General features: G+C 62.1%; 28 protein-coding genes. 27 read left to right on the top strand and 1 reads right to left on the bottom strand.

All coding sequences use genetic code 11. From position 1 onward, the window contains the following. Positions 1-333: 333 nt before the first annotated feature. The 5 genes from rpsL (at position 334) to ACFVVK_RS16145 (ending at position 5,077) form a co-directional block, all read left to right on the top strand. Positions 334-708 (top strand): 30S ribosomal protein S12, encoded by a 375-nt coding sequence (rpsL, locus tag ACFVVK_RS16165; RefSeq protein WP_003803830.1) that lies wholly within the window; start codon positions 334-336, stop codon positions 706-708. 1 nt (position 709) lies between these two features. After that, on the top strand, positions 710-1,180 hold the full coding sequence (rpsG, locus tag ACFVVK_RS16160; protein ID WP_026531948.1) for a 30S ribosomal protein S7: 471 nt from the start codon (positions 710-712) through the stop codon (positions 1,178-1,180). 69 nt (positions 1,181-1,249) lie between these two features. Then, positions 1,250-3,364 carry an elongation factor G gene (gene fusA, locus ACFVVK_RS16155; protein ID WP_390268983.1) on the top strand — a complete coding sequence of 705 codons (2,115 nt, stop codon included), beginning with the start codon at positions 1,250-1,252 and terminating at the stop codon, positions 3,362-3,364. A 265-nt stretch (positions 3,365-3,629) separates the two neighbouring features. After that, on the top strand, positions 3,630-4,820 hold the full coding sequence (gene tuf, locus ACFVVK_RS16150) for an elongation factor Tu (protein ID WP_018773660.1): 1,191 nt from the start codon (positions 3,630-3,632) through the stop codon (positions 4,818-4,820). 131 nt (positions 4,821-4,951) lie between these two features. Further along, positions 4,952-5,077 (top strand): hypothetical protein, encoded by a 126-nt coding sequence (locus tag ACFVVK_RS16145; RefSeq protein ID WP_390268980.1) that lies wholly within the window; start codon positions 4,952-4,954, stop codon positions 5,075-5,077. 30 nt (positions 5,078-5,107) lie between these two features. On the opposite strand, the gene ACFVVK_RS16140 is transcribed toward ACFVVK_RS16145, so the two are convergent. After that, positions 5,108-6,541, bottom strand: coding sequence for a GH1 family beta-glucosidase (locus ACFVVK_RS16140; protein WP_390268977.1), 1,434 nt, complete (start codon positions 6,539-6,541; stop codon positions 5,108-5,110). A gap of 399 nt (positions 6,542-6,940) precedes the next feature. On the opposite strand from ACFVVK_RS16140, the gene rpsJ reads away from it, so the two are divergent. The 22 genes from rpsJ to ACFVVK_RS16030 all read left to right on the top strand — a co-directional run bounded on the left by rpsJ (position 6,941) and on the right by ACFVVK_RS16030 (position 19,219). Next, a complete protein-coding gene (gene rpsJ, locus ACFVVK_RS16135) occupies positions 6,941-7,249 on the top strand; it encodes a 30S ribosomal protein S10 (protein WP_003803825.1) in 309 nt (102 codons plus the stop codon). 17 nt (positions 7,250-7,266) lie between these two features. Continuing rightward, entirely contained in the window at positions 7,267-7,917 is a 651-nt protein-coding gene (gene rplC, locus ACFVVK_RS16130; RefSeq protein ID WP_024366134.1) for a 50S ribosomal protein L3, read from the top strand. A 4-nt stretch (positions 7,918-7,921) separates the two neighbouring features. Next, positions 7,922-8,542 carry a 50S ribosomal protein L4 gene (gene rplD / locus ACFVVK_RS16125; RefSeq protein ID WP_390268974.1) on the top strand — a complete coding sequence of 207 codons (621 nt, stop codon included), beginning with the start codon at positions 7,922-7,924 and terminating at the stop codon, positions 8,540-8,542. Continuing rightward, complete coding sequence (gene rplW / locus ACFVVK_RS16120; protein ID WP_090950936.1) at positions 8,539-8,844, top strand: 50S ribosomal protein L23; 306 nt, start codon at positions 8,539-8,541, stop codon at positions 8,842-8,844. The genes rplD and rplW overlap by 4 nt, the downstream gene beginning before the upstream one ends. A gap of 30 nt (positions 8,845-8,874) precedes the next feature. After that, entirely contained in the window at positions 8,875-9,714 is an 840-nt protein-coding gene (rplB, locus tag ACFVVK_RS16115) for a 50S ribosomal protein L2 (protein WP_090950934.1), read from the top strand. 12 nt (positions 9,715-9,726) lie between these two features. Then, positions 9,727-10,008, top strand: a complete 282-nt coding sequence (gene rpsS, locus ACFVVK_RS16110) for a 30S ribosomal protein S19 (protein ID WP_018773666.1) — start codon at positions 9,727-9,729, stop codon at positions 10,006-10,008. Between the two features lie 38 nt (positions 10,009-10,046). After that, complete coding sequence (gene rplV, locus ACFVVK_RS16105; RefSeq protein WP_003803798.1) at positions 10,047-10,412, top strand: 50S ribosomal protein L22; 366 nt, start codon at positions 10,047-10,049, stop codon at positions 10,410-10,412. Beyond that, positions 10,413-11,258, top strand: coding sequence for a 30S ribosomal protein S3 (gene rpsC / locus ACFVVK_RS16100; protein WP_390268969.1), 846 nt, complete (start codon positions 10,413-10,415; stop codon positions 11,256-11,258). Next, on the top strand, positions 11,259-11,675 hold the full coding sequence (gene rplP / locus ACFVVK_RS16095) for a 50S ribosomal protein L16 (RefSeq protein WP_018773668.1): 417 nt from the start codon (positions 11,259-11,261) through the stop codon (positions 11,673-11,675). Positions 11,676-11,677: 2 nt separating this feature from the next. After that, positions 11,678-12,007 (top strand): 50S ribosomal protein L29, encoded by a 330-nt coding sequence (gene rpmC / locus ACFVVK_RS16090; protein ID WP_390268966.1) that lies wholly within the window; start codon positions 11,678-11,680, stop codon positions 12,005-12,007. Next, entirely contained in the window at positions 12,004-12,312 is a 309-nt protein-coding gene (rpsQ, locus tag ACFVVK_RS16085; protein ID WP_090950925.1) for a 30S ribosomal protein S17, read from the top strand. Before rpmC ends, rpsQ begins: the two co-directional genes overlap by 4 nt. Before the next feature lie 678 nt (positions 12,313-12,990). Beyond that, positions 12,991-13,359: a 50S ribosomal protein L14 gene (gene rplN / locus ACFVVK_RS16080; RefSeq protein ID WP_003803789.1), complete on the top strand. Its 369-nt coding sequence runs from the start codon at positions 12,991-12,993 to the stop codon at positions 13,357-13,359. A gap of 3 nt (positions 13,360-13,362) precedes the next feature. Continuing rightward, complete coding sequence (gene rplX, locus ACFVVK_RS16075) at positions 13,363-13,722, top strand: 50S ribosomal protein L24 (protein ID WP_066436866.1); 360 nt, start codon at positions 13,363-13,365, stop codon at positions 13,720-13,722. Next, the gene (gene rplE / locus ACFVVK_RS16070) at positions 13,722-14,303 is read left to right on the top strand and encodes a 50S ribosomal protein L5 (RefSeq protein ID WP_208749469.1); all 582 of its coding nucleotides are present in this window, start codon (positions 13,722-13,724) and stop codon (positions 14,301-14,303) included. Before rplX ends, rplE begins: the two co-directional genes overlap by 1 nt. A gap of 94 nt (positions 14,304-14,397) precedes the next feature. Next, positions 14,398-14,796 (top strand): 30S ribosomal protein S8, encoded by a 399-nt coding sequence (rpsH, locus tag ACFVVK_RS16065; RefSeq protein ID WP_090950922.1) that lies wholly within the window; start codon positions 14,398-14,400, stop codon positions 14,794-14,796. An 18-nt stretch (positions 14,797-14,814) separates the two neighbouring features. Continuing rightward, positions 14,815-15,351, top strand: a complete 537-nt coding sequence (gene rplF, locus ACFVVK_RS16060; protein ID WP_390268960.1) for a 50S ribosomal protein L6 — start codon at positions 14,815-14,817, stop codon at positions 15,349-15,351. Positions 15,352-15,353: 2 nt separating this feature from the next. Next, positions 15,354-15,737, top strand: a complete 384-nt coding sequence (gene rplR / locus ACFVVK_RS16055) for a 50S ribosomal protein L18 (RefSeq protein WP_018773674.1) — start codon at positions 15,354-15,356, stop codon at positions 15,735-15,737. A 26-nt stretch (positions 15,738-15,763) separates the two neighbouring features. Then, positions 15,764-16,444 (top strand): 30S ribosomal protein S5, encoded by a 681-nt coding sequence (gene rpsE, locus ACFVVK_RS16050; RefSeq protein WP_390268957.1) that lies wholly within the window; start codon positions 15,764-15,766, stop codon positions 16,442-16,444. Between the two features lie 3 nt (positions 16,445-16,447). Next, positions 16,448-16,654, top strand: coding sequence for a 50S ribosomal protein L30 (gene rpmD, locus ACFVVK_RS16045; RefSeq protein WP_056626615.1), 207 nt, complete (start codon positions 16,448-16,450; stop codon positions 16,652-16,654). Beyond that, positions 16,655-17,146 (top strand): 50S ribosomal protein L15, encoded by a 492-nt coding sequence (gene rplO / locus ACFVVK_RS16040; RefSeq protein ID WP_090950911.1) that lies wholly within the window; start codon positions 16,655-16,657, stop codon positions 17,144-17,146. A gap of 187 nt (positions 17,147-17,333) precedes the next feature. Beyond that, positions 17,334-18,644 (top strand): preprotein translocase subunit SecY, encoded by a 1,311-nt coding sequence (gene secY / locus ACFVVK_RS16035; RefSeq protein WP_390268954.1) that lies wholly within the window; start codon positions 17,334-17,336, stop codon positions 18,642-18,644. A 5-nt stretch (positions 18,645-18,649) separates the two neighbouring features. Then, a complete protein-coding gene (locus ACFVVK_RS16030) occupies positions 18,650-19,219 on the top strand; it encodes an adenylate kinase (RefSeq protein ID WP_390269131.1) in 570 nt (189 codons plus the stop codon). Positions 19,220-19,250 lie beyond the last annotated feature (31 nt).

Here is a 19,250-nt window from a genome sequence, read left to right as displayed (position 1 = left end):
CCGATTAAGGGCTGGGGCCCGTCCGTGTTAGACTTGAGACTAATTGTTATTGTGGCAGTGGATGAGTGCGCCGGTTTTAGTCAGACAGCTTGCAGCTGAAAGATATGACCAGGACGACGTTTCCGGTTTGCAGGGTTCTTGTGCAACGTATGCCACATTTTCGCATGCCTAGGGGCGGTTCGGGATCGAAAGTCCTTGAGCCCCGGCGTGCGGTCCGACTATTAAGGCTTCGCCTCAGCTGCTCTGGAGAGAACTTCAAAGCTCGGGCGGCGAGGCGCAGCGACAAGAGAGCGGCCGCCAACGGCCGCTCCGGATAAAACGGAGAACACGAGAGTGCCTACGATTAACCAGCTGGTCCGCAAGGGCCGCACGCCTAAGGTCTCCAAGACCAAGGCCCCCGCGCTTAAGGGCAGCCCGATGCGCCGCGGTGTTTGCACCCGCGTTTACACGACCACCCCGAAGAAGCCGAACTCGGCTCTGCGTAAGGTTGCACGTGTGCGCCTCAACGGTGGCATTGAAGTCACCGCTTACATCCCCGGTGTAGGCCACAACCTGCAGGAGCACTCCATTGTGCTCGTCCGCGGCGGCCGTGTGAAGGACCTCCCGGGTGTCCGCTACAAGATCGTCCGTGGCGCCCTCGATACCCAGGGTGTCAAGAACCGTAAGCAGGCCCGCAGCCGCTACGGCGCAAAGATGGAGAAGAAGTAATATGCCTCGCAAGGGTCCGGCCCCCAAGCGGCCGCTCGTTCTAGATCCCGTTTACGGCTCCCCGCTGGTCACCCAGCTCATCAACAAGGTGCTGGTTGACGGCAAGAAGTCCACTGCAGAGCGCATCGTTTACGGTGCCCTCGAAGGTGCTCGCGCCAAGTCCGGCGGCGACCCCGTTGCAGCCCTCAAGAAGGCCATGGACAATGTCAAGCCCTCGCTTGAGGTTCGCTCCCGCCGCGTTGGTGGCGCCACCTACCAGGTTCCGGTTGAGGTCAAGCCCGGCCGCTCCACTGCCCTCGCTCTGCGTTGGCTGGTCGGCTACTCCAAGGCCCGCCGCGAAAAGACGATGACCGAGCGCCTCCAGAACGAGATTCTGGATGCCTCCAACGGTCTCGGTGCCGCTGTGAAGCGTCGCGAAGACACCCACAAGATGGCCGAGTCCAACAAGGCCTTCGCACACTACCGCTGGTAATACTTCCCGGACGCCGCCGGCTCGACTGAGCCGGCGGCGAACGTGCAGTCCATCCGAAAGGGAGACACCGTGGCACAGGACGTGCTTACCGACCTTAGCAAGGTCCGCAACATCGGCATCATGGCCCACATTGATGCCGGCAAGACCACCACTACCGAGCGCATCCTGTTCTACACGGGTGTGAACCACAAGATCGGCGAAACGCACGACGGCGCTTCGACGACTGACTGGATGGAACAGGAAAAGGAACGCGGCATCACCATCACGTCTGCCGCCGTGACCTGCTTCTGGGAAAACAACCAGATCAACATCATTGACACCCCCGGCCACGTTGACTTCACGGTCGAGGTTGAGCGCTCCCTGCGCGTCCTCGACGGCGCAGTCGCTGTGTTCGACGGCAAGGAAGGCGTGGAGCCGCAGTCCGAGACTGTCTGGCGCCAGGCGGACAAGTACAACGTTCCGCGCATCTGCTTCGTCAACAAGATGGACAAGCTCGGCGCTGACTTCTACTTCACCGTCGACACCATCGTCGGCCGTCTCGGTGCCAAGCCGCTCGTCATGCAGCTGCCGATCGGCGCCGAGAACGACTTCATCGGCGTCGTCGACCTCCTCTACATGCGTTCGCTGGTTTGGCCCGGCGACGCCAAGGGTGACGTCACCATGGGTGCCAAGTACGAGATCCGCGAGATCCCGGCTGACCTCAAGGAAAAGGCTGAAGAGTACCGCGCAACGCTCGTTGAGACCGTTGCAGAGTCCTCCGAGGAACTCATGGAGAAGTACCTCGAGGGCGAAGAGATCACCATCGATGAGCTCAAGGCCGGCATCCGCAAGATGACGATCAACTCCGAGCTCTACCCGGTCTTCTGTGGTTCTGCCTTCAAGAACCGCGGTGTCCAGCCGATGCTCGACGCAGTGGTTGACTACCTGCCGAACCCGCTCGACGTCCCGCCGATGATCGGTCACGATCCCCGCGACGAAGAGAAGGAACTGACCCGCAAGCCTTCCTCTGAAGAGCCGTTCTCCGCGCTGGCCTTCAAGATCGCCGCACACCCCTTCTTCGGCCAGCTCACCTTCATCCGCGTGTACTCCGGTCACGTGGAAGCAGGCGCGCAGGTGGTCAACTCCACCAAGGGCAAGAAGGAGCGCATCGGCAAGCTGTTCCAGATGCACGCCAACAAGGAAATGCCCGTTGAGGGCGCTACCGCCGGCCACATCTACGCAGCGATCGGCCTGAAGGACACCACCACCGGTGATACCCTGTGCGATTCGTCCAACCAGATCGTCCTCGAGTCCATGAGCTTCCCGGAGCCCGTGATCTCGGTTGCCATCGAGCCGAACACCAAGGGTGACCAGGAGAAGCTCTCCACGGCCATCCAGAAGCTCTCCGCTGAGGACCCGACCTTCCAGGTCTCCCTCAACGAAGACACCGGCCAGACCATCATCGCCGGCATGGGCGAGCTCCACTTGGACATCCTGGTGGACCGCATGCGCCGCGAATTCAAGGTCGAGGCCAACGTTGGCAAGCCGCAGGTTGCTTACCGCGAGACCATCAAGCGGACTGTAGAGCGTCACGACTACACGCACAAGAAGCAGACCGGTGGTTCGGGCCAGTTCGCAAAGATCCAGATTGCGATCGAGCCGCTGGACACCGCCGAAGGCGAGCTGTACGAGTTCGAGAACAAGGTCACCGGTGGCCGCGTTCCGCGCGAATACATCCCGTCCGTTGACGCGGGTATCCAGGATGCGCTGAACGACGGCGTCCTGGCCGGTTACCCGGTTGTCGGCATCAAGGCGACGCTGATCGATGGCGCCTACCACGATGTTGACTCCTCGGAAATGGCGTTCAAGATCGCCGGCCGTATGGCTTTCAAGGAAGCCGCACGCAAGGCGAACCCTGTCCTGCTCGAACCGCTGATGGATGTCGAGGTCCGCACCCCTGAGGAATACATGGGTGAAGTTATCGGTGACCTCAACTCCCGCCGTGGCCAGATGCAGTCCATGGAAGATGCCCAGGGCGTCAAGGTCATTCGCGCGCACGTTCCGCTGTCCGGCATGTTCGGCTACATCGGTGACCTGCGCTCGAAGACCCAGGGCCGCGCTGTGTACTCCATGACGTTCAACAGCTACGCCGAGGTCCCGAAGGCAGTTGCCGACGAGATCATCCAGAAGAGCCGCGGCGAGTAGTCCTCAGGACGCATCGCAGCAGCAAAAACTCGGATGCGTTTCCGCCAGCGGAGACTCATCTGGTGCAAGTGGCCGGACTCCGGTCAGCTGTAATCCGGCCAGGCCGGAGCCAGGCCGCCTGCACGAACAGGCTCTAGGCACTAGCATTAGTACCTGAATCTGCAATTTCACCAATCCAAAGCCCCCCAAGTAGACTTACTGGAGTTTCTGCCGCGACAAGCGCGGTCGAAGGGTAAGTCATTTGAAAACGTTCTAGGAGGAACCTGTGGCAAAGGCAAAGTTCGAGCGGACTAAGCCGCACGTTAACATCGGTACCATTGGTCACGTTGACCACGGTAAGACGACGCTGACGGCCGCCATTTCCAAGGTGCTGTACGACAAGTACCCGACTCTCAACGAGAAGCGTGACTTCGCGTCGATCGACTCTGCTCCCGAAGAGCGTCAGCGCGGCATTACCATCAACATCTCCCACGTTGAGTACCAGACCGAGAAGCGCCACTACGCACACGTAGACGCTCCGGGTCACGCTGACTACATCAAGAACATGATCACCGGTGCAGCCCAGATGGACGGTGCAATCCTCGTGGTTGCGGCCACTGACGGCCCGATGGCTCAGACCCGTGAGCACGTTCTGCTCGCCCGCCAGGTTGGTGTTCCCTACCTGCTGGTCGCGCTGAACAAGGCTGACATGGTCGACGACGAGGAACTCCTCGACCTCGTCGAAATGGAAGTTCGTGAGCTGCTCAGCTCGCAGGGCTTCGACGGCGACGAAGCTCCGGTTGTCCGCGTTTCGGGCCTGAAGGCTCTGGAAGGCGACCCGGTTTGGGTCAAGTCCGTTGAGGACCTGATGGCTGCTGTCGACGAGTCCGTTCCGGACCCCGTACGTGACCGCGACAAGCCGTTCCTGATGCCGATCGAAGACGTCTTCACGATCACCGGCCGTGGCACCGTTGTTACGGGCCGCGCCGAGCGTGGAACCCTCGCCATCAACTCCGAGGTCGAGATCGTCGGCATCCGCCCGGTCCAGAAGACCACGGTTACCGGTATCGAGATGTTCCACAAGCAGCTCGACGAAGCATGGGCCGGCGAGAACTGTGGCCTCCTGCTCCGCGGTCTGAAGCGCGACGATGTCGAGCGTGGCCAGGTTGTCGTCAAGCCGGGTTCCATCACCCCGCACACCGACTTCGAGGCTAACGTCTACATCCTCTCCAAGGACGAAGGCGGACGTCACAACCCGTTCTACTCCAACTACCGCCCGCAGTTCTACTTCCGCACCACGGACGTCACCGGCGTTATCACCCTGCCGGAAGGCACGGAAATGGTTATGCCCGGCGACAACACTGAGATGACCGTTGCGCTCATCCAGCCGATCGCAATGGAAGAGGGCCTCGGCTTCGCTATCCGCGAAGGCGGCCGCACCGTTGGTTCGGGACGCGTCACCAAGATCATCAAGTAGTACTTGCTGATCACGGTTATCCTGGCCGCCTGACGGCCACGGAAAACTCAGGAAGGGCCCCGCTGCACCTGCAGCGGGGCCCTTTCGTTTAACTTCCTGCTACCTTTGCAGATAGGGGAAAGGAGCTCACCATGGGCTGGTTCATTTTTCTGCTGCTCGTCGTCGCCGCAGTGGTCGTTTTCTTTTGGGTGAAGAAAAACTTCCGCCAGGAGATCGAGCGCGCCAAGCGCATCAATCGGGCAAAACGCGACCAGTAGCCGCCTGCGGCACGGCAGCGGCCGGGCACGTCAGCTCCGCCGCCGCTTCCGGGCCCTCGCCAGCGCCTGGTACCAGTAGTACGAATCCTTCGGGGTGCGCTGCAGCGTGGTGAAGTCCACGTGCACCAGGCCGAAGCGCTGGGAGTATCCGGCCGCCCATTCAAAATTGTCCATTAGGGTCCAGACGTAGTAGCCGAGCAGGTCGACGTCGTGCGCGATGCCGCCGGGGGAGGTGGCCTCCACCGCCTGGCCGAGGTGGGCGGCGAGGTAGCTGATCCGCTCCGCGTCGGGGATAGGGCCGGAGACGTGGTCCGGTTCGGGGAAGCTCGCCCCGCTCTCGGTGATGTACAGCGGCGGCAGCGACTCGCCATAGCGGTCCTTCATCTCGCGGAGCAGGATCCCGAGGTGGTCCGGAGCGACCGGCCAGCCGAACCCCGTGAGCTCGTATTCGGGGAAAGTGGCGAAATGGAACGGCACTTTCAGCATGGCCTCCGTTTTGCCGGTGGGGCTGTCGGCGCGGCGCCCGGCGGCGACCTTGACCGGGTAGTAGTAGTTCAGGCCGTAGAAGTCCAGCGGCTGGTGGATGGTGGCCAGGTCCGCATCGGTGACTCTGCCCAGGGAGCGGAACCACGGCCGGGCGATCAGCGGCGGCCGGGGAAAGCGGCCCAGGAGGATCGGGTCCGCGTAGAAGCGGTTCAGGACGAGATCGAACATCCTGGCGAGCAGCCGGTCGGCCAGTGAACCTGACGCCGGCCGGACCGGGGCGTGCAGGTTCGTGACGCCGACGGCGCCGTTGACACCTGCCGCCCGCAACGCCTGCACGGCCAGGCCGTGGCCCAGCAGCTGATGGTGCACCGAGGGCAGGGCGTCGAAGAGCAGGCCGCGCCCCGGTGCGTGGACGCCCAGGGCGTAGCCGTTGAGGGTGACCGAAGCCGGTTCGTTCAGGGTGACCCACTGCGCGACCCGGTCGCCGAACCGCTTGGCGGCGGCGGCGCAGTACTCGGCGAACCGTTCCGCCGTCGAACGGCTCATCCAGCCGCCCCGGTGTTCGAGGGGGAGCGGGGTGTCCCAGTGGTACAAGGTGGCCATGGGGGAGATGCCGGCGGCGAGCAGCCGGTCGATCAGGCGGTCGTAGAAGTCCAAGCCCGCCGCGTTGAAGCGGCCGGTGCCCTCCGGCTGGATCCGGGGCCAGGAGATCGAGAACCGGTAGGAGTCAATCCCGAGTTCGCGCATGAGCCCGACGTCTTCGGCCGCGCGGTTGTAGTGGTCGCAGGCGACGGCGGGGGAGTGCCCGTGCAGGATGTTCCCCGGCTTCTCCGCAAACGCGTCCCACCCGGACGGCCCGCGGCCGCCGGCCTTCAGGCTCCCCTCGATCTGGAAGGCCGCGGAGGCAACTCCCAGGGTGAACCCGGGACTCAGGCGCGCGGCGAGGGCCTGAACTGCCACAGCATCCTGCACAGTCATGGCCCTATCATCCATGCGAGGGCGGCGCAGGACAATGCCGGGCCGGCCGCTTCAAGGGGCTGATTCGCTTCTGCCCGTAAATTCCGGCATACTAGATGAGTTGTTCAAGCGCTCTTTCGCGTCCCGATCCGGATAATGCCGGATGCCAGGGTCCAGGTAAGAGACCAAACATAACCCACTCCCTCCGGAATCGCGGGCGCGCACGTGCGAAATTGTGCGACACGCCCGACCGCGGGGGTCGGTTACGTCGGCAGGTTGAGGAACCCGGGGTTTCCCGGATTCAGCTTGTGCGGCGGGTGGTAGTTACGACTTCAAATGCTTCGGCAGCCACATGCAACACGCAAGTAAACAGGGCAGCCCCAAACAGGGGAAGCACAGACTGAAAGAGAGTCAGGCGACATGGCGGGACAAAAAATCCGCATCCGGCTGAAGTCATACGACCACGAGGTCATTGACGTTTCAGCACGGAAGATCGTTGAGACGGTCACGCGCGCAGGCGCAACGGTAGTGGGCCCCGTGCCGCTGCCGACGGAGAAGAACGTGTACTGCGTTATCCGCTCTCCGCACAAGTACAAGGACAGCCGCGAGCACTTCGAAATGCGCACGCACAAGCGTCTGATCGACATCATCGACCCCACGCCCAAGGCTGTTGACTCGCTCATGCGTCTCGACCTGCCGGCCGACGTGAACATCGAAATCAAGCTGTAGGGAGGTGCTGAGAGACTATGACCGCAACCCGTAACGTAAAGGGCCTGCTGGGCACGAAGCTCGGCATGACCCAGGTCTGGGACGAGAACAACAAGCTCATCCCCGTCACTGTGGTCCAGGCAGACTCAAACGTCATCACTCAGCTGCGCAATGCAGACACTGATGGCTATGTCGCCGTTCAGATCGGCTACGGCCAGATCGATCCCCGCAAGGTCACCAAGCCGCTGGCTGGTCACTTTGAAAAGGCAGGCGTCACGCCTCGCCGCCACGTCGTAGAACTGCGCACTGCAGATGCTGACTCTTACGAGCTGGGCCAGGAGCTCTCCGTAGAGCTCTTCGAAGCCGGCCAGAAGATCGACGTCGTTGGCACCACCAAGGGTAAGGGCTTCGCCGGTGTTATGAAGCGTCACGGCTTCCACGGCGTTGGAGCTTCCCACGGTGCCCACAAGAACCACCGTAAGCCCGGTTCTATCGGTGGAGCATCCACCCCGAGCCGCGTCTTCAAGGGCATGAAAATGGCCGGCCGCATGGGCGCCGTTCGTCACACCACGCTGAACCTCACGGTCCACGCGGTTGACGTCGAGAAGTCGCTGCTCCTTATCAAGGGCGCCGTTCCCGGTGCCCGCGGCCAGGTCGTACTCGTACGCACCGCCGTGAAGGGAGCCTAGTTCAATGACTAGCACTGTCAAGGTTGACCTGCCTGCAGAGATCTTCGACGTACAGACCAACGTGCCGCTGCTGCACCAGGTTGTCGTTGCCCAGCTCGCTGCTGCTCGCCAGGGTACCCACAAGACCAAGACCCGCGCCGAGGTTTCCGGTGCAGGTCGCAAGCCGTTCAAGCAGAAGGGCACCGGCCGCGCCCGTCAGGGTTCCATCCGTGCTCCTCACATGACCGGTGGTGGCGTTGTCCACGGCCCCACGCCGCGTGACTACAGCCAGCGCACCCCCAAGAAGATGATTGCTGCTGCACTGCGCGGCGCACTCTCGGACCGCGCCCGCAACGGCCGCGTCCACGTCGTTGCTGAACTGGTTGCCGGCTCCAAGCCGTCCTCCAAGGAAGCACTGGCAACCCTGCGCGGAGTTTCCGAGCGCAAGAACCTGCTCGTTGTCATTGAGCGCGCCAACGACGTTGCTGCACTGTCCGTGCGCAACCTCGAGGAAGTTCACGTTCTGTACGCAGACCAGCTGAACACCTACGACGTTCTCGTTTCCGACGACGTAGTCTTCACCAAGGCTGCCTACGAAGCATTCGTTGCTGACAAGGCTGCAAAGAACGAGGAGGATGCCAAGTGAGTGCAGCCACCATCAAAGACCCGCGCGACGTCGTGCTTGCACCCGTCGTCTCGGAAAAGAGCTACGGCCTGATCGACGAGGGCAAGTACACCTTCCTGGTGGACCCCCGCTCGAACAAGACCGAGATCAAGCTGGCCGTGGAGAAGATCTTCTCCGTCAAGGTCGAATCGATCAACACCATCAACCGTGCCGGTAAGCGCAAGCGCACCAAATTCGGCTGGGGCACCCGCAAGAGCACCAAGCGTGCCATTGTGAGCCTCAAAGAAGGCACTATCGACATCTTCGGCGGTCCGCTTTCCTAAGCGGAGACCACTTTAACGAGGAAATAAATTATGGGAATCCGTAAATACAAGCCGACTACCCCGGGCCGTCGTGGCTCGAGCGTAGCGGACTTCACTGAAATCACGCGGTCGACGCCGGAAAAGTCGTTGGTACGTCCCCTCCCGAAAAAGGGTGGCCGTAACAACACCGGTAAGATCACGACCCGTCACAAGGGTGGTGGCCACAAGCGCCAGTACCGTCTGATCGACTTCCGTCGCCACGACAAGGACGGCGTCAACGCCCGCGTTGCCGAAATCGAGTACGACCCGAACCGTACGGCTCGCATCGCACTGCTGCACTACGTTGATGGCACCAAGCGTTACATCATCGCCCCGAACAAGCTGTCCCAGGGTGACTTCGTAGAGGCCGGCGCCGACGCTGACATCAAGCCCGGCAACAACCTGCCGCTGCGCAACATCCCCGTCGGTACCGTTATCCACGCAGTTGAACTGCGTCCGGGTGGCGGCGCCAAGATGGCCCGTTCCGCTGGCGCTTCCGTTCAGCTCGTCGCCAAGGAAGGCCGTTTCGCCCAGCTGCGTCTGCCCTCCGGCGAAATCCGCAACGTTGACGTGCGCTGCCGCGCAACCGTCGGCGAGGTCGGCAACGCTGAGCAGTCGAACATCAACTGGGGCAAGGCCGGCCGTATGCGGTGGAAGGGCGTCCGCCCGACCGTCCGTGGTGTCGCCATGAACCCGGTTGACCACCCGCACGGTGGTGGTGAAGGCAAGACCTCCGGTGGTCGTCACCCGGTCAACCCCAACGGTAAGCCTGAAGGCCGTACCCGCCGCCCCAACAAAGAGAGCGACAACCTTATTGTGCGTCGCCGTCGTACTGGCAAGAACAAGCGATAGGAGCCTGGACACATGCCACGCAGCCTGAAAAAAGGTCCTTTCGTTGACCAGCACCTCTTTGTGAAGGTAGCCAGGGAAAACGAAAAGGGCACCAAGAACGTCATCAAGACCTGGTCCCGCCGTTCGATGATCGTCCCCGACATGCTCGGCCACACGATCGCCGTGCACGACGGACGCAAGCACATCCCGGTGTTTGTCACTGAGTCGATGGTCGGGCACAAGCTCGGCGAATTCGCTCCCACGCGGACATTCCGCGGCCATGTCAAGGACGACCGTAAGGGCAAGCGCCGCTAGGCGCCTGCACTTACGTCAAAGACGAGAGAAGGAAAGCAATGGAAGCCAAGGCAATTGCGCGTCACATCCGCGTAACGCCTATGAAGGCCCGGCGCGTCGTCAACCTTGTTCGTGGTAAGCAAGCGAATGAGGCTCTGGCAATTCTGAAGTTTGCCCCGCAGGCAGCTTCGGAGCCGGTATTCAAGGTAGTTCAGTCGGCAATCTCCAACGCCCGGGTCCTCGCGGACCGCGACGGCGTGGCGTTTGACGAAGGTGACCTCATCATCAGCGAAGCGTTTGTTGATGAAGGCCCGACCATGAAGCGGTTCCAGCCGCGTGCCCAGGGTCGTGCATTTCAGATCAAGAAGCGCACGAGCCACATCACCGTGGTAGTCGCTACCCCGGAGAAAGAGGAGGCTCGCTAAGTGGGACAGAAAGTTAACCCGCACGGGTTCCGACTCGGCATCACCACCGATCACGTATCGCACTGGTTTGCTGACAGCACCAAGTCCGGCCAGCGGTACAAGGACTTCGTTCGCGAAGACATCCGCATCCGCCAGCTCATGTCCACGGGCATGGAGCGCGCCGGTATCGCCAAGGTCGAAATCGAGCGCACCCGCGACCGTGTCCGCGTGGATATCCACACGGCACGTCCGGGCATCGTTATCGGCCGCCGCGGCGCTGAAGCAGACCGCATCCGCGGCGAGCTCGAAAAGCTCACCGGCAAGCAGGTCCAGCTGAACATCCTCGAGGTCAAGAACCCCGAGATGGAAGCACAGCTTGTCGCCCAGGGCGTTGCAGAGCAGCTGACTTCCCGCGTGGCTTTCCGCCGCGCGATGAAGAAGGCCATGCAGTCCGCACAGCGTGCCGGTGCCAAGGGCATCCGTATCGCTTGCTCGGGTCGACTGGGCGGCGCAGAAATGTCCCGCTCGGAGTTCTACCGCGAAGGCCGTGTGCCCCTGCACACCCTGCGTGCGAACATCGACTACGGCTTCTACGAGGCCAAGACCACCTTCGGCCGCATCGGCGTGAAGGTCTGGATCTACAAGGGCGACGTCACCGCCAAGGAACTGGCTCAGCAGGCAGCTGCTGCTCCGTCCCGCGGCCGTGCCGGCGACCGCCCGGGCCGCCCGGGTGGCGCCGACCGTGGTGACCGCCGCCGTCGTACCGAACGCCCCGCAGCTGACGCAGCACCTGCTGCTGCCGAAGCTCCGGCAGCTGAAGCAGCTTCTGCCGCACCGGCACAGGCAGCAGAAGGAGGACAGGCTTAAATGCTTATCCCACGTCGAGTCAAGCACCGTAAGCAGCACCACCCGGGTCGTTCCGGCGCTGCTACGGGCGGCACCCAGGTCTCCTTCGGTGAGTGGGGCATCCAGGCTCTGAGCCCGGCCTACGTCACGAACCGTCAGATCGAATCTGCCCGTATCGCGATGACCCGCCACATCAAGCGTGGCGGAAAGGTCTGGATCAACATCTACCCGGACCGTCCGCTGACGAAGAAGCCTGCCGAAACCCGCATGGGTTCCGGTAAGGGTTCTCCGGAATGGTGGGTCTCAAACGTCAAGCCGGGCCGGGTTCTCTTCGAACTCTCCGGTGTCAGTGAAGAGGTAGCTCGCGAGGCCCTGCGCCTGGCAATCCACAAGCTGCCGTTGAAGGCACGCATTGTGCGTCGCGAAGGTGGTGAGTAGAAATGGCAGTAGGATCCAAGGAACTTGCATCCGCACAGCTGGACGGTTTCGACAACGAGCGTCTCGTTGAAGAACTCCGCAAGGCCAAGGAAGAGCTGTTCAACCTGCGTTTCCAGTCCGCCACCGGTCAGCTGGAGAACCACGGTCGTCTGCGCGCGGTAAAGAAGGACATCGCCCGCATCTACACCGTTCTCCGTGAGCGCGAGCTGGGCATTCGTGCCGAGGTTGCCGCACCGGTTGTGGAAGCCAAGGAAGAAAAGAAGTCCAAGAAGGCTGCAGCCAAGAAGGCCGACAAGGCTGAAACGGTTGAAGCCGAGGAGGATGCCAAGTGAGTGAAAAGGACGAGAACGTGACGGAAACTGTTTCCGGCGCAGCCCAGGCTGACGAGCGCGGTTACCGTAAGACGAAGCGCGGCTACGTCGTCTCGGACAAGATGGAAAAGACCATCGTTGTCCAGGTCGAAGACCGCGTGAAGCACGCCCTCTACGGCAAGGTCATCCGCCGCAACGCCAAGATCAAGGCTCACGACGAAGAGAACAGCGCCGGCATCGGCGACCTCGTGCTCCTCGCCGAGACCCGCCCGCTGTCCGCTACCAAGCGGTGGCGCCTGGTCGAGATCCTCGAAAAGGCCAAGTAACACCTGCAGCCCTGCTGCCCGGTGATACAGCAGAAGCCCTCGTTCCCCTTTGGGGGAGCGGGGGCTTCCGCGTTAACGGGGCGGTGGCTGGCGGTCTCGCTGCCGCTGCCGGCGGGCCAAAAGACTGTCCTGCGTGCCGCCGTCGTCGCCTTATCCCGACGCTCCCTCACTTGCGGCGCGCAATTTACGGTCGCTCCCTCACTTTCGGCTGCTTCCCGATGACGCTCGAGCAGTCCTGCATGAAGCCCCGCAGGACGTGCGGGAGCATTGGGGGAGCGCGCGCAGGAAGTGAGGGAGCGTCGCCGGAACGCCTGCAGGATGTGAGGGAGCGTCGCCGGAACGCCTGCCGGACGTGAGGGAGCGTCCGCCGGGTGGGTGCGCTCCTGCCGCCGGGCTGTGATATGGGGATACGGCGGAAACGTGCTAAGATTTTGAGTTTGTATGGCGCCTTTTGCGCGCCATCATCAACCTCGTAAACAATCGTGCCACGGCATAGTGCCCCCTTGCGCCCCGATCCGTCGGGATCCGCCTGGGAAGCAAATGTTGCTGGCACGGGAGTTTAGGCCTGGTCTGGCAAAATCCAGGCAGGTCAAGAGACACCCCGATCAACCGTTCCGCAAGGCTCATTCCGTAGGAAGATTTTCGGTCTGAGAACCAGCGCGACGCAAGGAGTAAATAGTGATTCAGCAGGAGTCGCGACTCAAGGTCGCCGACAACACGGGTGCTAAGGAAATCCTTACCATTCGCGTTCTCGGTGGATCTGGCCGTCGCTACGCAGGCATTGGCGACGTGATCGTCGCTACCGTCAAGGATGCAATTCCGGGCGGCAACGTAAAGAAGGGCGACGTCGTCAAGGCTGTCATCGTCCGTACCAAGAAGGAACGCCGCCGTGCGGATGGTTCCTACATCAAGTTTGACGAGAACGCAGCCGTCATCCTGAAGAACGACGGTGACCCCCGCGGTACCCGTATCTTCGGACCGGTTGGTCGTGAACTTCGCGACAAGAAGTTCATGAAGATCGTTTCTCTGGCTCCGGAGGTGCTCTAGTCCATGGCTAAGATCAAGAAGGGTGACCTGGTTCAGGTCATCACTGGCGCCAAGGCTGAGCGCGGCGGCGACCGTGGCAAGCAGGGCAAGGTTCTGCGCGTGTTCCCCGAGACCAACCGCGTGCTGGTCGAAGGCATCAACCGCGTCACCAAGCACACCAAGGTCGGTCAGTCGCAGCGCGGCACCAAGACCGGTGGCATCGAGGTCGTAGAGGCTTCAATCCACATCTCCAACGTGGCTCTGGTTGACCCGTCCACGAAGAAGCCCACCCGCGTCGGGTTCCGCACCGAAACCGTTGAGCGCGATGGCGTGAAGCGTGAAGTGCGCGTCCGCGTGGCCAAGAGCTCCGGGAAGGACATCTAATGACTGAGACTCTCGAGACTCCGGCAGGCAAGATCGTTCCTCGTCTGAAGACCAAGTACGCCGATTCCATCAAGAACACGCTGACTGAGGAATTCAAGTACCAGAACGTCAACCAGGTTCCCCGCCTGGTCAAGGTCGTTGTGAACATGGGTGTTGGAGATGCCGCCAAGGACTCCAAGCTGATCGACGGCGCTGTCCGCGATCTGACCCTGATCACCGGCCAGAAGCCCCAGGTAACCAAGGCCCGCAAGTCGATCGCACAGTTCAAGCTGCGCGAAGGCATGCCGATCGGTGCACACGCGACCCTGCGTGGCGACCGCATGTGGGAATTCCTGGACCGTCTGGTCACGCTGGCACTGCCCCGTATCCGCGACTTCCGCGGCCTCAGCGGCAAGCAGTTCGACGGCAACGGCAACTACACCTTCGGTCTGACCGAGCAGGTTATGTTCCACGAAATCGACCAGGATTCCATCGACCGCGTACGCGGCATGGACATCACTGTCGTGACCACTGCCAAGACTGACGACGAAGGCCGCGCGCTGCTCAAGGCGCTTGGCTTCCCGTTCAAGACCGAAGACTAATCTAGCTACATAAAAGGTCCGGCTGCGCTCCCGCCTGAATTTATTCGGGAAGAGAGTGCGGCGGAAACCGTTATGAGGAAGGGCAAGAGCCCAAATGACTATGACAGATCCTGTCGCAGATATGCTTACGCGTCTGCGCAACGCTAACTCGGCATACCACGACACCGTGAGCATGCCGTACAGCAAGCTCAAGGCACGCGTTGCCGACATCCTGAAGGCCGAAGGCTTCATCGCCTCCTGGAAGGAAGAAGACGCGGAGGTCGGCAAGAAGCTGACCATCGAGCTCAAGTTCGGTCCGAACCGCGAGCGTTCCATCGCTGGCGTTCGTCGTATTTCCAAGCCGGGACTGCGCGTTTACGCAAAGTCCACCAACCTGCCGCACGTGCTCGGTGGCCTGGGTGTCGCAATCCTGTCCACCTCTTCCGGCCTCCTGACTGACAAGCAGGCCGGCAAGAAGGGCGTGGGCGGCGAAGTCCTCGCTTACGTCTGGTAACGGGAAAGGAAGAGAATAATGTCACGTATTGGACGTCTCCCCATCACCGTTCCTGCCGGCGTTGAGGTCAAGGTTGACGGCTCTGTCGTCAGCGTCAAGGGTTCCAAAGGCGAGCTGAGCCACACTGTGGCCAGCCCGATCGAGGTTTCCCTGGAAGATGGCACCCTGACTGTCGCCCGCCCGAACGACGAGCGCGCCTCACGTTCGCTGCACGGCCTGACACGCACCCTGATCGCCAACATGATCGAGGGCGTCACCGCAGGCTACGAGAAGAAGCTTGAGATTGTCGGTACCGGTTACCGCGTCCAGGCCAAGGGTTCGGACCTGGAGTTCGCTCTGGGCTACAGCCACCCGGTCAACGTCTCGGCACCGAACGGCATCACCTTTGCAGTTGAGACCCCGACCAAGCTCTCTGTTTCAGGCATCTCCAAGCAGCAGGTCGGCGAGGTTGCTGCCAACATTCGCAAGCTGCGGAAGCCGGACCCCTACAAGGGCAAGGGCATCCGTTACGCAGGCGAAGTCATCCGCCGCAAGGTCGGAAAGGCTGGTAAGTAACCATGGCGATCGCAATTAACAAGAAGCGTACGAACAAGAGCAAGTCTGCCCAGCGCAGCCGCCGCCAGCTTCGTATCCGCAAGCGCATCTCCGGCACGGCTGTACGCCCTCGTCTGGTCGTCAACCGCTCCGCACGTCACGTATTCGTCCAGGTTGTCGATGACACCAAGGGCCTGACCGTGGCAAGCGCCTCCACTCTGGAAGCCGACCTTCGTGCATTCGACGGTGACAAGACCGCCAAGGCCAAGCGCGTTGGCGAACTGGTCGCCGAGCGTGCCAAGGCTGCCGGTATCGAAGCAGTAGTCTTCGACCGCGGTGGTAACAAGTACCACGGCCGGATCGCCGCCGTCGCCGACGGCGCACGTGAAGGTGGGCTGGCACTGTGACCGAAAATAACGAAAAGGACATTCAGGTGACTGAAGCTGTAGCTGCTCCGGCAACTGAGACCGCTGCGCCTGCGACCACCGATGACCGCCGTGGTGGCGCTCGTCGTGGTGAGCGCGGCGATCGCGGCCAGGGCCGTGGCGACCGTGGCGGCCGTGGTGGCCGTGACGGCGGCCGCGAAGCCGAAAAGAGCCAGTTCGTAGAGCGCGTCGTAACCATCAACCGCGTTTCCAAGGTCGTCAAGGGTGGTCGTCGCTTCAGCTTCACCGCCCTCGTCGTCGTCGGTGACGGCAACGGCATGGTCGGCGTCGGCTACGGCAAGGCTAAGGAAGTTCCTGCCGCTATCGCGAAGGGCGTTGAAGAGGCCAAGAAGTCCTTCTTCCGCGTTCCCCGCGTCGGCAACACCATCCCGCACCGTGTTCAGGGTGAAGCGGCTGCAGGCGTCGTAATGCTGCGTCCGGCTTCCGCCGGTACCGGTGTTATCGCCGGTGGCCCGGTCCGTGCAGTACTGGAGTGCGTGGGCATCCACGACATCCTCTCCAAGTCGCTCGGTTCCTCGAACGCCATCAACATCGTTCACGCGACCGTTGATGCACTCAAGCGCCTCGAAGAGCCGGCAGCAGTGGCAGCACGCCGCGGCCTGCCCCTCGACGAGATCGCTCCGCCGGCACTGGTGAAGGCTCTCTTGAACCAGAAGGCAGGTGTCTGAGTCATGGCTAAGAACCTGATTCCCTCCGACGCTCAGTTGGAGATCACCCAGATCAAGTCCGCCATTGGCGGCAAGCAGAACCAGCGCGACACCCTGCGGTCCCTCGGCCTGAAGCGGATCGGACACACCGTTGTCCGCACCGCCGACGCCGTGACCGTCGGAATGCTCAACACGGTTCCGCACCTGGTAAAGGTAGAGGAGGCGAAGTAAATGGCAGAGAAGAACACCGCCGAAAAGGCACAGGGCGCCGCTGAGAAGCAGAACGCACTGAAGGTTCACCACCTGCGTCCCGCCCCGGGTGCTAAGACCGCCAAGACCCGTGTTGGTCGTGGTGAAGCATCCAAGGGTAAGACCGCCGGTCGCGGTACCAAGGGTACGAAGGCCCGTTACCAGATCAAGGCTGGCTTTGCCGGCGGCCAGCTGCCGCTGCACATGCGCCTGCCGAAGCTGCGCGGCTTCAAGAACCCGTTCCGGGTCGAGTACCAGGTGGTAAACCTGGACAAGCTCAACGAGCTGTTCCCGGAAGGTGGCGCAGTCACCGTGGAGAACCTGGTCGAAAAGGGTGCCGTTCGCAAGAACCAGCCCGTCAAGGTGCTGGGCACCGGCGACATCACCGTCAAGGTTGACGTCACCGTCCACGCATTCTCGGCCAGCGCCGCTGAAAAGATTGCCGCAGCAGGCGGAAGCACCACCGCCCTCTAACGAGGCGGCGGGGCGGTTGCCCGTTGTTTGCGACTCCCGGCACCGGGGGCTCAGGCCCCCAGTGCCGGGAGTTTTTTCCATTTCCCGGCCTCACCGATTGTTCGCCGGGCGCATCCAACCGTTAGACTCGGTTGTTGGGTTAATTTGACCTGTCTCACACGACTTTACTTATTACTCAGGAGGACGCTTGCTTAGCGCATTTGGCCGGGCCTTTCGCACGCCTGATCTGCGGCGCAAGTTGTTGTTCACGCTGGGAATCATCACAATCTTCCGCTTGGGTGCTTTCATCCCCTCGCCCGGTGTGAGCTACCAGAATGTCCAGCAGTGCTTGCAGAACGGTCAGACCTCGGGCGGGATCTACCAGCTCGTCAACCTGTTCAGCGGCGGTGCACTGCTGCAGGTCTCAATCTTCGCCCTCGGCATCATGCCGTACATCACGGCGAGCATCATCGTCCAGCTGCTCCGGGTGGTCATTCCCCGCTTCCAGCAGCTGTACGAGGAGGGGGCGTCCGGTCAGTCGAAGCTGACCCAGTACACCCGCTACCTCACGATCGCCCTCGGCCTGCTTAACGCCACGACGCTGGTGTCGCTGGCACGCTCAGGCCAGTTGCTGCCGAACTGCCAGCTGCCCATCATCCCGGACACCTCGATCGTCACCACGGTCCTGATCATCATCACCTTGACGGCCGGCACCGGCCTGATCATGTGGATGGGCGAGCTCGTCACGGAGAAGGGTGTCGGCAACGGCATGTCCCTGCTCATCTTCACGTCCATCGCGGCGGGCTTCCCGGGCTCGCTCGGGGCGATCTGGAAGGCTCAGGGTCCCGGCACGTTCTTCCTGGTCCTGATCATCGGCCTGCTTACCGTGGCCCTCGTGGTCTTCGTGGAGCAGTCCCAGCGCCGGATTCCGGTGCAGTACGCCAAGCGCATGATCGGGCGCCGCACCGTCGGCGGTACCAGCACCTACATCCCCATCAAGGTGAACATGGCCGGCGTCGTGCCCGTCATCTTCGCCTCGTCCATGCTGTATCTGCCGGGTCTGATCGCACAGTTCAACCAGCCCAAGGCCGGCGAGCAGATGGCCCCCTGGGTTGAGTGGATCAACAACAACCTGACCAAGGGCGACCACCCGATCTACATGGCGCTGTATTTCGCCATGATTGTGTTTTTCACCTACTTCTATGTTGCGATTACATTCAACCCGGAAGAGGTCTCGGACAACATGAAGAAGTATGGCGGCTTCATTCCGGGCATCCGCGCCGGCAAGCCGACGGCGGACTATCTTCAGTACGTCCTATCCCGGATCACCCTGCCCGGCGCCTTCTACCTCGGCTTCGTGGCACTGATCCCGCTGGTTGCACTGGTTTTGATCAACGCGAACCAGAACTTCCCGTTCGGCGGCACCTCCATCCTGATCATGGTGGGCGTCGGTCTGGAGACCGTGAAGCAGATTGATGCGCAACTACAGCAACGTCACTACGAAGGGCTTTTGCGATGACGAGAATGTTGATTATCGGACCCCCCGGCTCCGGCAAGGGAACCCAGGCGGAGCGCATTTCCGAACGCCTCGGCGTCGTTGCCATCTCCACGGGGGACATCTTCCGCGCCAACGTCAAGGGTGAGACGCCGCTGGGCGTCGAGGCCAAGAAGTACATGGACGCCGGCGACTTCGTTCCCGACAGCGTGACCAACAAGATGGTGCGCGACCGTCTCGGCGAGAACGACGTCGAGGAAGGCTTCCTGCTCGACGGCTACCCCCGCACCACGGCGCAGGTGGACTACCTCGACTCGATCCTCGCCGACGGGGACCAGAAGCTCGACGTCGTCCTGCAGCTCACCGCGGACGATGAGGAACTGGTCAAGCGTCTCCTGGGACGCGCGAAGGAGACCGGCCGCAGCGACGACAACGAAGGCGTTATCCGTCACCGGCTGGACCTCTACCACGAGCAGACTGAGCCCGTCGTGGCGAAGTACGCCGAGCGCGGCATCCTGACCCAGGTCGATGGCATCGGCGGCATCGATGAAGTCACCGAGCGCGTCATGGAAGCGATCAAGTCGGCCCAAGCCGCCTGATCCGCACCGGTGCTCCCCGAAAGGCGCGTCC

The sequence above is a fragment of the Arthrobacter sp. NPDC058192 genome (assembly GCF_042883665.1).
Lineage (GTDB): Bacteria > Actinomycetota > Actinomycetes > Actinomycetales > Micrococcaceae > Arthrobacter.
The sequence above is the reverse complement of the archived record's forward strand: the minus strand, read 5'-3'. Positions and strand labels throughout refer to the sequence as shown.